Genomic DNA, 14,319 nt, shown 5'->3' on the forward strand with positions numbered 1-14,319 from the left:
GAAATAAGCAAGAATTCCTCTAATTTTATTAGCTCGCTCGCTTTTCTTTCAAAATATTCAACTTTTTGATACAGTTCGTCAATGTTTTTTCTAAAATTTAAAATATCTACTCTATTTTTTTTGTGGCAGAAACCATTTACTGTTTTGGAATTTATGCTGTTTGTTTAAAAGATTAAACTGTTCAAATAAATTACTAGTTTGATTTGATAACTTGTTACATAAATTATAAATATTTGAAGTATTCTCGAAATTTTTCCCAATTTCTTGCAGTCTTCTATGTATTGTTGAAAAATTTTCTCTTATTTTATCCTGTTCTAACAAATCGTACTTTTTTCTTTTTCCTCAGCATTATACTCTAAAGTCGGATAATACCTTCTATAATTATTAACAAAATCACCAATATCACGTTCAATATCCTCCATTCTTTTGGAAATAGCATTAGGAATTTGCATTAAAATTTCTCTATGAAAATCTTTATTACCACTGAAAAAAGACACATTCACTACAAGAATTTCTTTGTCATCTTTATCACAACTATACTTTTTATCAAATTCCAAAGAAATATTTTTCAGACTTGATTTTCCTGATCCTCTGTTACCACATAAGACAAAAAGCCCTTTCTCTTCTCTGTATATAGCCTGCAACTGCTCTACTATTTCTCGTTCTGTCGGCAATAATGAAAAATAGTCTCTAGCATCTCGGCTATAAGCACCAATATATTTTTTTTTCGCTGTCAAGATTTACCCCCCTTTACATTTACTCAAATCAAGCTTGTCTTCTTCCTAATACCTCGGATAAGGATAAAATTCTCCCTCTTCCAAGCCAACTTTTCCTTCTTCAAAGACTTCTTGGTTCCATTCCATGACAAACTCCTCTGCTTCTGGGTCTTCCAAAAAGTCCATGAGCGCATCCAGCCCAACCTCTGCAGTGTCTTTGAGGAATAGAGCAAAATAAGCTAAAAACTCACGAGAAAAACCTTTTTTAGGTAGGTAAGGGATAGCTGTCAAATAGTCTTCCTCATTGACTGTTGACTTGGCAGGATTGTAGAAAAGGACTGCTTCTTCAAAGAGGATATCGTCTGATGACACCTCTCCGTCCTCGTCTAGCATCTCTACTCCCGCAGCATTTTGTGCTTCCAATAAAAAACTCACTTCAACTGCATGATTGCGCTTGTCCCAGCTAATCTCAAAGTCAAAGGGAAAGTTCTTGTCCAATTCTTCCTCTAAAACATCTAAAAATCCGTATGTTGCCATTTTGTCCTCTTTCTATGCGACTCTTAAATCGCCCCGATTACTCGGAATTATGCTAAAATAGATACTACCATCTTACCACATATACATCAGAAAATCCATGTTAGAAAGGACTGCTATGCCTGACAATCTCGCACTTCGCATGCGCCCTAGAACCATTGACCAGGTCATCGGTCAGGAACATCTGGTCGGCCCAGGAAAAATCATCCGTCGCATGGTGGAGGCCAACCGCCTGTCCTCCATGATTCTCTACGGACCTCCGGGTATCGGAAAAACCAGTATCGCTTCAGCCATCGCTGGAACGACCAAGTATGCCTTTCGGACCTTCAATGCCACTGTTGATAGTAAAAAACGTCTCCAAGAAATCGCTGAAGAAGCTAAATTCTCAGGAGGATTAGTCCTATTACTGGACGAGATTCATCGTCTCGATAAGACCAAGCAAGACTTTCTTCTGCCACTCTTGGAAAGTGGTCTGGTTATCATGATTGGCGCTACAACTGAAAATCCCTTCTTTTCTGTCACTCCTGCCATTCGTAGCCGTGTTCAGATTTTTGAATTAGAACCCTTGTCCAATCAAGACGTCAAAGAAGCGATTCAGATCGCTCTCACTAATCCTGAGCGTGGTTTTGACTTCCCAGTTGAGCTAGATGGGGATGCCCTTGATTTTATCGCAACATCTACCAATGGAGACCTGCGTTCTGCCTTTAACTCGCTGGATTTGGCTGTTCTCTCTACCCCTGAAAATGACAAGGGTATCCGCCATATCACGCTTGATATTATGGAAAATAGCCTGCAACGAAGCTACATTACCATGGACAAGGATGGGGACGGTCACTATGATGTCCTTTCAGCCCTGCAAAAATCCATCCGCGGCTCGGATGTGGATGCCAGTCTCCACTACGCAGCCCGCTTGATTGAAGCTGGGGATCTGCCTAGTCTAGCTCGTCGCTTGACTGTGATTGCCTATGAAGATATTGGTTTGGCTAATCCTGAAGCGCAGATCCATACCGTAACTGCTCTAGATGCTGCACAAAGGATCGGTTTCCCAGAAGCTCGCATTCTCATTGCCAATGTCGTGATTGACTTGGCACTTTCACCCAAATCCAACTCAGCCTATGTGGCCATGGACAAGGCTCTTGCTGATCTCAAAACATCAGGGCATTTGCCCATTCCACGGCATCTGCGTGATGGACATTATAGCGGTAGCAAGGAACTGGGGAATGCCCAAGACTATCTCTATCCACACAACTATCCTGGAAATTGGGTCAAGCAAGACTATCTGCCAGAAAAAATTCGCAATCATCACTATTTCCAAGCAGAAGATACTGGTAAATATGAACGGGCTTTGGTTCAAAGAAAGGAAGCCATCGACCGTTTACGAAAAATCTGAAATCCTTTTCAAAAAATTGCACTTACCTCTTGATTTTTTTTGAAAAAGTGGTATCATATAAACATAGAAACGCTGTGGTGTACGACTTCACACTTAAGTGTTGACCGACTATTTTTTGTATTATTAGGGAAACAAAAGTCTTCTAACAGCATGTAGGCCGTCTCACACGGAAACAGCTTCAGTTAGAGCGAGTTGCCCACCTGCTTAATTGCGCGGGTTCAATACAAACCGTGAAGTTTCGGCACCAATACAGCTTTTTTCTTTGCCTCCTTAGCTCAGCTGGCAGAGCAGCGGACTCTTAATCCGTGGGTCACAGGTTCGATCCCTGTAGGGGGCATCTAAATACAACAGGAAAAGCCTTGATAACCAAGGCTTTTTTGCTTATCTATAACTGATTTGCCTCATCATTTGCCCCACTTTTAAATCTATCTTTTCTTTTTGAACCAAATTACATCTTAACAAATAGTGTAAAGCCAGTTACTTTTGCTTTGATGCCATACAATATTTTCATGTAGAGAAGACAAATTTTATCTTCTCTTTTTATTTTCAAAATAATAAAAACTGATTTTCTTTTCATAAATCAGACTGAAACTTCCAAATTTTCCATTTTGTTTATTGACATTTCCTCTAAAAAGGTGTATAATATTTTTATTATCAAACTATACTATACTATATAGGGGGTATTGAAATGAAATTTTCTAATCGTTTACTGCTATTCCTTGCAGGAGTTGTTTTTGTCCTTTTAGGACTTTTCCTATTTACAAACCCAGTAGCTAATCTTGTTGCTTACAGCTGGTGGATTGCATTTGGTTTACTGGTTTCTTCTATAGCAGCTATTTTAGGCTATTTCTCTGTACCAAAAGAGCTTCGCTCACCAGCTCATCTTTTCCAAGGGATTGTTAATCTTCTCTTAGCTCTTTACCTCGTTGCCTATGGCTTTGTGACGCTGCCAGTTGTCATTCCAACTATTTTAGGAATTTGGTTAATTGTAGAAGCCATTATAGTTTTCTTTAAAGGCAATCGTTTGGGATTGATTTTCCCTATTATTGGCAACCATATCATGTGGATAGCGTTGCTTGCATTTTTACTAGGTCTAGTGATTTTGTTCAATCCAGTAGCTACAAGTGTCTTTGTCGTTTATGTCGTTGCCTTTGCATTTTTAATTGTTGGTTTCACCTATATCCTTGATGCCTTTCGTAAATAATCTAGCTGCCATTTTGGGCATATTAAAAAAGCTGGGAAGTTACATTCTCAGCTTTTTCTGTTGCTTCCTTAGCTCAGTTGGTAGAGCAGTAGACTCTTAAGCTATGGGGCGCAGGTTCGAGCCCTGCAGGGGGCACATCTAAATCAACAGAAATAAGCCTTGAAACCAAGGCTTTTTTTAACGTCTAATAGCTTTTTGTAGAAAAGTATTTAAAAATAAAAGAGAAGAGAATCTCTCACTCTCTTCTCAGTATATCTTATTAAATTTAGTTTTTCTTAATCTAGCTGATTTTCCTTTGCAACGACAAATTCCTTAACCAATCGATAGATAACAGCAAATATCGGTGTAAAGAATATCATCCCAAGTAAGCCAAAGAGATTGCCTCCAATACTAGCAGCCGCAAGCGTGAAAATAGCTGGCAAACCAATAGACTGACCTACAACTCTAGGATAAATAAGGTTTCCTTCAATCAGCTGTATAACTTGATATAGAAGAAGAGAAAGTAAGGCTTGAGTAGGACTCACTGTGAAGATAAAAATCGCTCCCACAACACAAGCAATCATAGGCCCTACATAAGGAATGAACGATAGCACTCCTGCAAAGATACCTGTCATTACTCCATAGGGTATCCCAAACACGCTGTAACCAACCGCTATCATAACTCCTATGATAACTGCTTCAATCAGCTGACTCATCAAAAATTGGTCATAAGTCTCTAGTGCTACTTGTCCAATGTAAGTCAACTTTATCACCACCTTCTCTGGAAGAAAAACTTTTAGAAGTCGACTCGTCATCGCTGCCAAATGTTCCTTACTGGATAAAAATAAAAAGGTGAAGACTATAATCAAAAAGGCATTCATCAAACTTGAAAAAATATTGCCGATATTACTAGTCAGACCTGATAAAAAACCTATCAAAGCTTGGCTAATAGAACTAGATTGTCCCTGTATGCCTGATACGATAGTTGACAACATGTCTTTGGTTACAAATTCCGAGCTGCCTAGCAATTTCCCAAGTTGAGTAAGGACTGTTGAAAGGACTGTTCCCAGCTGACTAATAGTCTGGGCTAGGGTTGGCAGCACCAAAACCAAAAGAGCAATCACGATTAAGATAAGAGCTAGGAAAACAAGTACCATGGCAATCGGACGACGCAACTCTGCCTTTACCTTCAATTTAACTAAGTACTGTTCAATTTTTTTCATAGGAACATTAAGCACAAAAGCAATAACAGCACCATAAATCAAGGTTGATATTACATCAAAGAGAGAGATTGCTCCTGATATAAAGCTCGATGCATTCAGAATTACAAGAGCAACCAGCCCTATAAAAAGTATTAACGGGGTGTATTTTTTTACTAAGTTCATAAATTCTCCTTAATAAACATGTTTAGATACGACTATACTATTTGGTTTTTCAAACTCTCGATTAAGGTAGGCTTGGTAAGTTCCTGGAGCGATAAATCCTTTGGGTGAGAGGATATCGGTGCCAGCCTGACCGACTATGGTATCAGCCAAGAGCACACAGTTTGTAGATAAGACAAAGTAGGATTTAAACTTAGATTTGATAAATTTATAAAGTTCCCCATCTGTCTCATGTCTGATTTTATAAGCGTAGGTGTAGTCTTCCTTACCATCACCTGTCATGATTTTATCTGCACTTGGCTCCCATGGAATCGTCAGTTGTTTCAATTCAGCCAACTTTTTCTGAACTGCTTTTTCCATTTCAGGCGTCAAATCTATCCCATAACCAAAAAGCGTTTTTTGACTCTCACGTTTACATAGGTCAATGTACTTGTCACGATCACAGAAATATAAGACACCATCTCCTACCATGCCAAATAAGGTCTCAGATGACGGATCATAGTTGCCATAAGAAATAACACGGCCCTGATAGCAGATATCCACATGACCAATAGCTGAAAACAGGGAGGTCTCAGCTGTATGAACAAAAATTTCTAGCTCTGCTGTCTTACCAGACTTCACTATTCCAAGATGGATATCTTCTTCCTCATCAGCATTTTCCAGCATAAATTTGTTAATTTTTGCTAAAGTTCTTGCAGGGATGAGAGCGGCTAGGACAATAGGTAAGCTAATTCTAATGCGACGTTTGAGATGGTTTTTCCCAATTTCCCCTTCAAATAAGAAACCGTCACGGATATTGGACAGACCATAAAGGAAAAAATAAGCCCCTAAAACAAAGAGTTGAAAGACAGAATTTCCCGTAGAGGACAAAAGACTAGTCCCACCAAGAAAAACTAGTACGAGACCATCTAGTAAGAAACGAAAACGAGGTCGAATTTTGTTTTTGCGGTAGAGAAGATAGGTGACAAGGTTGATACTAGCATGAAAAATCTGATAAATTCCAATCACAAGAGCCAAAATATAAATCGGCACATCAGTCGCAAGATTAGAACCTAGCAAATATCCCAGCACTAACAATTTAACCAGTGCAACTCCCAAGGTATCCGTTGACTGGCTTTTTTTGAAAACTCTTAATAGCAAATCTACGACCGTTGCTATCCAAGCTAAAAACAGAACCAGGCGAATAACTGTTACTGGCAACCAAGTCCCCGTGACCATCAAGATGAGACCTAGCAGAACAAACAAGAACCCCTGAGCAAGTAATTTCTTACCTGTCAGACCTAAAGATAGAATTTTCGCCATATAAAAACCTTTCAACAATAAAAATTAAACACTCCGATTAAACTGACTAGTAAATAGCCAACACTACAAACAGCCTGTGCCAGCAACATATGGTGACTAGAAATGACTGTAGTAATGTCACCATCTTGTCTTATGCACTTCTAAAATTTGTTATATTGATTAGAAACCAGAGCTTATAAAAACTAGCTAAACTCGAGAGATAGACACAATTGCGACGAAAAAATGTATAACCAATTCAACTTGTTAAGGTAAGAAAGCATTATTTCCAATCTATTAATTATTCATCTATTACCTATTATGACACAATATTCCCTATAGTTCAACTTTTTACTTGTTTTTATATTACACGGACTAAAAAGTTTTCAACAGTTGATTGCATTTGTTTTAATAAGTTTTAACCTTTCTTGGTTAGATAAAAAAAGAACCATACAGTTTAGAATCTGTATGGTTTTTGCCCCACTTTTGTCCCATTTTTAAATCATGACATTGAAAATACCTAAAATCACTTATATTTCAATATTTTTAATTGCTCTCAATATGAAAGTCCTTTCCAAATCCCTGTAGGGGGCATCTAAATACAACAGGAAAAAGCCTTGATTTACTAGGCTTTTTTGTGTAGTCTTAGCACTAAAAAACGATAGAAAAAACACCCCTTCTGAACTGCACCCCAAAAGTTAGACAGAAAAAACCTAACTTTTGTGGCGCAGTTCATTCGCGCCACATGAAGTTATTTAAGCATCTCATTTTCTTTCATTACCATTTTCTGTTATAATAAATTGTACTTCTAAAATAGAAAGGTCTTAAGATGACAACTCTTATTAAACATAAACGTGTAGAATTTTCAGAACTTTTTTATGACTTAGTTTTTGTTTTTGCAATTTCAAAAGTAACTACTTTAATTGACCATCTTCATAACGGTATTTTGACTTGGAATTCTTTCCTTGATTTTTTCATGGCTGTTTTGGTTCTCACTGATTCATGGATGATTCAAACCGTTTATACCAATCGCTATGGAAAGAACTCTTTATTTAACATGGTAATCATGTTTATCAAAATGGGACTTTTACTCTTTATAGCCAATATGATTGGACCTGATTGGCAACAATATTTTCATTATCTTTGTTGGGCTGTTGGTACATTAACCTTTACCTTATTTTTACAATATTTGGTTGAATTTTTTAGAAAATCAACCGATAATGTTGAACGGGAAAGTATCAAAGGTTTTCTATGGATAACAGGTCTAGGAAGTTTAGGAGTCTATCTAGCAGCTCTTCTTCCTATTTACGTTGGAGTCTCTGTCTTATTTGCTAGTATTCTGCTAACATTTATTATGCCAATTATCTTGCTTAGTAAAGATAAGCATTACCAGGTAAATCTCCCCCATTTAATCGAGCGCATCTCCCTTCTTGTCATTATTACGTTTGGAGAGATGATTATGGAGCTATCTAACTTCTTTACAATCGAGAATTTCTCGATTTATTCGGTTCTTTATTTCATTATTATGCTTTCTCTGTTCTTGTTTTATTTTGGTCAATTCGACCATGCTATTGATGAAAAATCTAATCAAAAGGGGCTATTTCTAATTTACAGTCACTATCCTATTTTCATTGGGCTTATGATGATGACTGTATCGATGAGTTTTCTTCTGAATCCTGAAGCTAATCGTCTCTTTGCAACCAGCTTCTCTTATATCGGATTTGGCCTCTTTCAAGCTGCTGTCCTAGTAAATGGGCCCTATAACAAACACTATCTTCGCTATTCGAAAAGTTACTACTGTGTCCAAGCGACACTCTATCTGGCTGCCTTGATTCTCTCTTTAATCTTTGCTTCTAATCCTATAATAGTAGTGAGTATAACAACCATTTTAGCTCTAGCTATAGCCATTCATTTTATTTATTTTTATATGACACAGAATAAAAAATATTCCAAATCTAACTGGGGATTATTTTAATGAGTTTATAACATTAAAAAGCTTTGGGAACCAAGGCTTTATATGATATCAATCACCGACCACGAAAATGTTTAGCTTACAGAACTGCTAGTGAAGCTCTAGAGGATGAGTTCGAGTAAATGTTGCACTTATTCTTGCAATTTATCATTTACTTGATGCACGAACTCGATATTTTTTTCGTTAATTTGTTTTTGCCCCACTTTTGCCCCATTTTTAAATCCTGACATTGAAAATACCTAAAAGTATTTCCCTAAAATCAGCTATATTTCAACATTTTTGTTTATTTTCAATATGAAAAGTTCTTACAAATTCATGCAGGGGGCATCTAAACAACAGGAAAAAGCCTTGACTTCAAGGCTTTTTTTACTTTCTATCTCCCCTTTTTCATGATGTATTTTCGTATAGGTACTTCAACCATTTGAACGATTTCAAATCCTGCTTTTTGGTAAAGCTTGTAAGCTGTTTGATTTGCCTCGTAGACATTTAGAGAAATAGTATCTATGTCTTCATTTTCAAAGGCCAAACTAACAAATTCCCTTAAAGCCTGGCTACCTAAGCCCTGCCCCTGTTTCTGGGGATTGATAAAAAATCTCCCGATATGAAGATTCCTGTCTTCTAGCCTGATTTTCTGGATAAGCCCCACAAACTCTTGTCCATCAAAGATTGAAAAGATTCCTTCCAAATCTTGTAAGACTTGAATTGTCAAGGGAAAAGGAATCATTGTTCCCATCCATTGTTCTTGAAAGGATTTGCCAAGGGAGTTGGACCATTTGCATACGAGCTGAGCATTTTCTACGCTCACATTTTCTTCAAAACGAATTGTCATATTTTCCTCACCATCTTATCTATGTTTCTTTATTATACTACTTCTTCTATTTTTTACGAATAGATAAGTATGATTGATCTTTATTTTTTTCTTGTCGGGAGCATTCTCGCTTCCTTTCTTGGTTTGGTCATTGACCGTTTTCCTGAGCAATCCATTATCCGCCCGGCTAGTCACTGCGATTCCTGTCAGACTCCCTTGCGTCCCTTAGATTTGATTCCGATTCTCTCGCAGGTCTTTAATCGCTTTCGCTGTCGCTACTGCAAGGTTCGCTATCCTGTCTGGTATGCCCTTTTGGAACTAGGCTTAGGGCTCCTCTTTCTGGCTTGGTCTTGGGAATTGCTTTCCTTGAGTCAAGTCATCCTCATAACTGCTGGCTTGACCTTGGGCATCTACGACTTTCACCATCAGGAATATCCCTTACTGGTCTGGATGACTTTCCACCTAATCCTCATGGCTTCCTATGGCTGGAATCTAGTCATGGTCTTCTTCCTTGCTCTTGGAATTTTGGCTCATTTTATCGATATCCGCATGGGCGCAGGGGATTTTCTCTTTTTAGCTTCCTGCGCTCTCGTCTTTAGTGCGACTGAACTACTGATCTTGATTCAGTTCGCTTCTGCGACAGGAATTCTAGCCTTTCTCCTGCAAAAGAAAAAGGAAAGACTTCCTTTCGTGCCTTTCCTCTTACTTGCTACTTGTTTGATTATTTTTGGTAAGCTACTGCTTGTTTGATAAATTCCTCAATCGGCTCTCCTTCATGGAGAGCTTTTACAATTTTCGAACCGACGATAACGCCATCTGACACCGCATTGAAGCGTTCCACATCGGCTTGACTTGATACACCAAAACCTGTCAAGACTGGGATGTCGGCTACTTGATGCAATTGCGCCAAGTGCTTATCCAAGTCTGCTCGGTAGTTTCCTGACTTCCCTGTCACCCCATTGATGGCAACGGCATAGACAAATCCTTCTGCCCCTTCAATCAACTCTTTCTGGCGCTCAATTCCTGTAGTCAAGCTTACTAGGGGAATCAAGGCAATGTCTGTGTCTGCCAAAAATGGTTCTACAAAGTTGGCATGCTCATGAGGCAGGTCTGGAATAATCAATCCCTTAACGGCTGTATCCGCCAAATCTTTGACAAAGTTCTCCACACCGTACTGAAAGAGGGGGTTGAAGTAGGTCATGATGACCAGTGGAATCTCTGTTTCAATGGTTTTCAAGGTTTCAACCAAAGCCTGGGTAGAGGTCCCATGGGCTAAACTGCGCAAGCCAGCTTCTTCGATAACAGGTCCATCTGCAACAGGGTCTGAAAAGGGAATGCCCACTTCAATTGCAGAGACGCCCAAATCTTCTAAAAAGTGGATTGTTTCAGCAAGACCATCCAAACCTTTTTCGTGGTCTCCAGCCATGATATAGGGAACAAAAATTCCTTTTCCAGTTGCTTTTATAGCATTTAATTTTTCTGTTAGTGTCTTAGGCATGAGCTTCTCCCTTCTTTGCTGCATCTGCTTCCAAGCGGTCCTTGACTTGAACCACATCCTTGTCCCCACGACCTGATAGGCAGACAATCATAGACTTTTCTGGTCCAAGTTCTTTGGCCAATTTCACTGCAAAAGCGATAGCATGGCTAGATTCCAAGGCTGGGATAATCCCTTCCACACGAGACAAGAGCTGGAATCCTTCCAAGGCTTCTTCGTCTGTCACAGGAACATAGCTGGCACGTTTGATATCGTGGTAGTGAGAATGTTCTGGACCGATACCAGGATAGTCCAAACCTGCTGAGATAGAGAAGGCTTCAAGAATTTGACCATGGGCATCTTGGAGCACATCCATGAGAGAACCGTGGAGGACACCCGGACGACCCTTGGTCAAGGTAGCAGCGTGATGCTCTGTATCCACACCAAGTCCTGCTGCTTCAGCCCCATACATAGCTACTGACTTATCTTCTACAAAGGGATGGAAGAGACCGATGGCATTAGAACCACCACCAACACAAGCTACTAGGGCATCTGGCAGTTCTTGACCTGTCAAGTCACGGTACTGTTGTTTAGCTTCTCGACCAATGACACTTTGGAAGTCACGAACGATTTCTGGGAAAGGATGAGGCCCCAAGGCAGAACCAAGGATATAGTGGGTATCATCGATATTAGCCACCCATGAACGAAGGGCTGCATTGACTGCATCCTTGAGCACGCGCGAACCGTCTGTCACTGCCTCAACCTTGGCTCCCAAAAGCTCCATACGGAAGACATTGAGGGCTTGGCGTTTGACATCTTCCTCACCCATGTAGATAGTACATTCCATGTTAAAGAGTGCTGCAGCAGTTGCAGTTGCCACACCGTGCTGACCAGCACCTGTTTCAGCAATAATTTTCTTTTTACCCATGCGTTTGGCAAGCAAAACTTGTCCCAAGGCATTGTTAATCTTGTGGGCCCCTGTATGGTTGAGGTCTTCACGTTTAAGATAAATCTTGGCTCCACCAATATGCTGGGTCAAGTTTTTTGCGTAGTAAAGGGGCGTTTCACGTCCTACATACTGGCGTAAGAGCTGGTTTAATTCCTCTTGGAAACTTGGGTCTGCCTGACTTTCACGGTAGGCCTTCTCCAACTCTAAAACTGCTGTCATCAATGTTTCTGGGACGAAACGTCCGCCGAATTTTCCGTAAAATCCATCTTTATTTGGTTCTTGATATGCCATTCTTTACCCTCTCTATAAATCTTCTAATCTTTTCATGATCTTTTTGTCCATCTGTCTCCACTCCGCTCGATACATCGACTGCATAGGGAGTAAAGTGTTGAATTGCTTTTGCTACATTGTCTTCATTAAGCCCACCTGCGATAAAGAAAGGCTGAGCTAGTTCTGCCGTATCCAGTTGACCCCAGTCAAAGGTCTGGCCACTCCCAGCCACAGGGGCATCAAAGAGTAGATAATCTGCTTGAGAATTAGGCACATGACCCTCTCCATCCACCTGCACCGCCTGAATGCTGGCACAAGGCAAATCCTCAAACAACTCATCCGCCACCTGACTGTGAACTTGAACTAGGTCCAAGCCAACTTTGTCAATCGCTTCTAGCAATTCTGCCCGACTTGGTGAGACAAATACTCCAACCTTTTTTACATCTACAGGAATGAGCTTTGCCAGCTCAGTAGCCTCTTCCAAGGTCACCTGTCTTTTACTAGGTGCGAAGACAAAACCAATGTAATCTGCCCCTGCTGAAATGGCTGTCTCCACCGCTTCTTTGGTCGATAGTCCACAAATCTTAACCTTTGTCAATCTGCAACTCCTTGATTCTCTGGGCCACATCTTCTGCCTGCATGAGAGCTGTTCCCACCAAAATTCCGTTAAAGTATGGTGCTACTCGTTCCGCATCCTGCCCTGTGAAAATGGCAGATTCAGAAATATAATAGCGACCTTCTTCAAAGTGCTGGGCCAAATCTATACTGGTCTGCAAGTCGACTTCAAAGGTGGTCAAGTTGCGGTTATTGACCCCAATAATCTCAGCACCAAGCCTGTGAGCCACTTCTAGTTCAGCTAGATTATGAGTCTCCACCAAGACTTCCAGACCAAGCTCTGTCGCGTAGTCATACAGTTCCTTGAGGCGTTCTTCTGACAAGGCAGCGACAATAAGCAAGATGACTGTTGCACCGGCATTGCGAGCACGAATGATTTGCTTTTCATCGATGATAAAGTCCTTGTTAAGCGTCGGAATCTCTACCTGACTGGAAATCTCTCGCAGATAATCCAAATGCCCTTTAAAGAAAACTTCATCTGTCAAAACCGAAATCATCACTGCGCCATTCGCTTCATAAGTCTGGGCCTGTTGCACAATATCCACATCGAGATTGATATCTCCCAGACTAGGGCTAGCCTTCTTGACCTCAGCGATCACCTGTAAACGGTCTTGGTGATTCTTCAAAAATTCAGCCAAGCAATAGGTCTGGCGCAGGGGCTGGATTTCCTCCAGCTCCATCTGTTCCACCTCACGCGCCTTCTGCTTCAAGATTCGTGCTAAAAATTCCTGACTCATTTTTGGTACTCCTGTAACAGTCTGAGTTTTTCAAGGGCCTTGCCACTAGCAATCACTTGACGAGCCAAGGCAACTCCTTCCTTGATACTAGCTACCTTACCATTAGCATAGAAACCAAGACCAGCATTTAAAACTGTAGTTTCCAAGAATGGGCTTGGTTCGTTTTTCAGAACGCTGAGCAAAATTTCTGCATTTTCCTGAGCGTTTCCTCCTCGAATGTCCTCAATTGCAATGCGTTCCATTCCCAAATCTTCTGGAGTGAAACTTGACAAGGTGATTTCGCCATTTTCAAGAAGAGCAATCTTGGTTGTTCCGTTCAAGCCAGCTTCATCTAGCCCTTCTGGTCCAGCAACCACGACGGCACGTTTGCGACCCATATTTTTCAAAACCTGAGCGGTACTTTCTAGCAGTTCTGGACGACTAATACCAAGAAGCTGTGTTTCCAAAGCCATTGGGTGAATCAGTGGACCAGTCAAGTTCATGATCGTTGGAATTCCTAGTTCCAAACGAGCGGGCATGATGTACTTCATAGCTGGGTGCATATTTTTAGCAAAGAGAAAGACGATTCCAGTTTTATCGAAAACCTTACCTAGTTCAGCTGGTTTGAGGTCAAGATTGATGCCCAATGCTTGAAGGACGTCTGCCGAACCCGATTTAGAAGAAATCGAACGGTTACCGTGCTTAGCCATATGAATACCACCACCAGCCAAGACAAAGGCTGCAGTTGTCGAAATGTTAAAGCTGAAGGACTTGTCTCCACCTGTACCGCAGTTGTCCATGGCATCATGAATTTCAGTTGGAATGTGTTGGGCATGGCCTCTCATGACTTGTGCAATGGCTGTGCGTTCTTCAGGTGTTTCCCCCTTCATCTTAAGGGCTAAAAGGAGAGAAGCAATCTGAGCTTCGGTTACACGCCCAGTTACGATACGCTCAATGACATCCGTCATTTCCACACCTGATAAATTTTCAAATTTTGCTAGTTTTTCAATAATCTCTTTCATCCTAGTTTCC

Annotated in this window: 14 protein-coding genes and 2 tRNA genes; 6 read left to right on the forward strand and 10 right to left on the reverse strand. The window is 40.4% G+C overall.

Annotated features, from left to right (window positions below):
* Positions 1 to 314: 314 nt before the first annotated feature.
* Entirely contained in the window at positions 315 to 737 is a 423-nt protein-coding gene (locus tag D8805_RS10305) for an ATP-binding protein (protein ID WP_260469916.1), read from the reverse strand.
* 45 nt (positions 738 to 782) lie between these two features.
* Positions 783 to 1,253, reverse strand: coding sequence for a DUF3013 family protein (locus tag D8805_RS07770; protein WP_000257091.1), 471 nt, complete (start codon positions 1,251 to 1,253; stop codon positions 783 to 785).
* Positions 1,254 to 1,368: 115 nt separating this feature from the next.
* On the opposite strand from D8805_RS07770, the gene D8805_RS07775 reads away from it, so the two are divergent.
* The 4 genes from D8805_RS07775 to D8805_RS07790 all read left to right on the forward strand — a co-directional run bounded on the left by D8805_RS07775 (position 1,369) and on the right by D8805_RS07790 (position 3,979).
* The gene (locus D8805_RS07775) at positions 1,369 to 2,640 is read left to right on the forward strand and encodes a replication-associated recombination protein A (protein WP_125416686.1); all 1,272 of its coding nucleotides are present in this window, start codon (positions 1,369 to 1,371) and stop codon (positions 2,638 to 2,640) included.
* A gap of 264 nt (positions 2,641 to 2,904) precedes the next feature.
* A tRNA-Lys gene (locus D8805_RS07780) sits at positions 2,905 to 2,977 on the forward strand.
* Between the two features lie 351 nt (positions 2,978 to 3,328).
* Positions 3,329 to 3,844, forward strand: a complete 516-nt coding sequence (locus tag D8805_RS07785) for a DUF308 domain-containing protein (RefSeq protein WP_000672740.1) — start codon at positions 3,329 to 3,331, stop codon at positions 3,842 to 3,844.
* A 62-nt stretch (positions 3,845 to 3,906) separates the two neighbouring features.
* Positions 3,907 to 3,979 (forward strand) — tRNA-Lys (locus tag D8805_RS07790).
* A 140-nt stretch (positions 3,980 to 4,119) separates the two neighbouring features.
* Here D8805_RS07790 and D8805_RS07795 read toward each other — a convergent pair.
* Positions 4,120 to 5,208, reverse strand: coding sequence for an AI-2E family transporter (locus tag D8805_RS07795; protein WP_004256071.1), 1,089 nt, complete (start codon positions 5,206 to 5,208; stop codon positions 4,120 to 4,122).
* Positions 5,209 to 5,217: 9 nt separating this feature from the next.
* Positions 5,218 to 6,507 (reverse strand): DUF308 domain-containing protein, encoded by a 1,290-nt coding sequence (locus D8805_RS07800; RefSeq protein ID WP_125416634.1) that lies wholly within the window; start codon positions 6,505 to 6,507, stop codon positions 5,218 to 5,220.
* Positions 6,508 to 7,312: 805 nt separating this feature from the next.
* Between D8805_RS07800 and D8805_RS07810 the strand changes: the two genes are divergently transcribed.
* Positions 7,313 to 8,458, forward strand: a complete 1,146-nt coding sequence (locus D8805_RS07810; RefSeq protein ID WP_125416636.1) for a low temperature requirement protein A — start codon at positions 7,313 to 7,315, stop codon at positions 8,456 to 8,458.
* A gap of 370 nt (positions 8,459 to 8,828) precedes the next feature.
* Here the strand turns inward: D8805_RS07810 and D8805_RS07820 are convergent, their stop codons facing one another.
* The gene (locus tag D8805_RS07820; RefSeq protein WP_125416638.1) at positions 8,829 to 9,284 is read right to left on the reverse strand and encodes a GNAT family N-acetyltransferase; all 456 of its coding nucleotides are present in this window, start codon (positions 9,282 to 9,284) and stop codon (positions 8,829 to 8,831) included.
* 69 nt (positions 9,285 to 9,353) lie between these two features.
* Between D8805_RS07820 and D8805_RS07825 the strand changes: the two genes are divergently transcribed.
* A complete protein-coding gene (locus tag D8805_RS07825; RefSeq protein WP_125416640.1) occupies positions 9,354 to 10,013 on the forward strand; it encodes a prepilin peptidase in 660 nt (219 codons plus the stop codon).
* Here D8805_RS07825 and trpA read toward each other — a convergent pair.
* Genes trpA through trpD form a run of 5 tightly spaced genes read right to left on the reverse strand, consistent with a single transcriptional unit; the run spans position 9,985 to position 14,309 of the window.
* A complete protein-coding gene (trpA, locus tag D8805_RS07830) occupies positions 9,985 to 10,761 on the reverse strand; it encodes a tryptophan synthase subunit alpha (RefSeq protein WP_038806291.1) in 777 nt (258 codons plus the stop codon). The genes D8805_RS07825 and trpA overlap by 29 nt on opposite strands.
* Positions 10,754 to 11,977: a tryptophan synthase subunit beta gene (trpB, locus tag D8805_RS07835; protein WP_038806292.1), complete on the reverse strand. Its 1,224-nt coding sequence runs from the start codon at positions 11,975 to 11,977 to the stop codon at positions 10,754 to 10,756. The genes trpA and trpB overlap by 8 nt, the downstream gene beginning before the upstream one ends.
* Positions 11,955 to 12,554: a phosphoribosylanthranilate isomerase gene (locus D8805_RS07840; RefSeq protein WP_038806293.1), complete on the reverse strand. Its 600-nt coding sequence runs from the start codon at positions 12,552 to 12,554 to the stop codon at positions 11,955 to 11,957. Before D8805_RS07840 ends, trpB begins: the two co-directional genes overlap by 23 nt.
* A complete protein-coding gene (gene trpC / locus D8805_RS07845) occupies positions 12,541 to 13,308 on the reverse strand; it encodes an indole-3-glycerol phosphate synthase TrpC (RefSeq protein ID WP_084925139.1) in 768 nt (255 codons plus the stop codon). The genes D8805_RS07840 and trpC overlap by 14 nt, the downstream gene beginning before the upstream one ends.
* Complete coding sequence (trpD, locus tag D8805_RS07850) at positions 13,305 to 14,309, reverse strand: anthranilate phosphoribosyltransferase (RefSeq protein WP_125416642.1); 1,005 nt, start codon at positions 14,307 to 14,309, stop codon at positions 13,305 to 13,307. Before trpD ends, trpC begins: the two co-directional genes overlap by 4 nt.
* Positions 14,310 to 14,319: the final 10 nt, after the last annotated feature.

This window comes from Streptococcus oralis subsp. dentisani, assembly GCF_003944205.1.
GTDB classification, from domain to species: domain Bacteria; phylum Bacillota; class Bacilli; order Lactobacillales; family Streptococcaceae; genus Streptococcus; species Streptococcus oralis_BH.